This window comes from Bacillus sp. JJ1127, assembly GCF_036965845.1.
In the GTDB taxonomy this organism is placed as follows: Bacteria; Bacillota; Bacilli; order Bacillales; family Bacillaceae_G; genus Bacillus_A.
The window spans coordinates 2,939-3,308 of record NZ_JBALQK010000158.1; the positions used below are offsets into that span (position 1 = coordinate 2,939).

The window sequence follows — 370 nt, forward strand, 5'->3', positions numbered from 1 at the left end:
ATTTTATCAATACGATCTAATATCTTTTCTTTCGGAAAAAATGTTTCTTGGCCCGTAAAAGTCGATTTCCTTACAAACCAATCTTCCGGTATTAAATTTTTTCTTTTCCATCTATATAACTGTCCATATGAAATACCAGTCAGTTCCAATAAATCCTTTTTTGAAATTAAATCCGTACTCAACTGTATAACACTCCTTCCTAATAACAATGTAACATAACACTGTTACGTCGTAAATGGGTATTTATAAAAATGTGCGTAACCCCCTTCAAAATCGAACTTTGATTCCATACAAAAAAGGCCCTTTCAGATTTTATTAAAAATCGAAAGAACCCTTATTTATTAAGGTTTAAACCATATATTATAAAAAT

1 protein-coding gene is annotated in these 370 nt (G+C 29.5%); it reads right to left on the minus strand.

Annotation, left to right across the window (positions count from 1 at the left end):
* The coding region (locus V7183_RS16035) for a DUF4004 family protein (protein ID WP_335360150.1) at nt 1-182 on the minus strand (182 nt) is incomplete at its 3' end.
* Nucleotides 183-370: the final 188 nt, after the last annotated feature.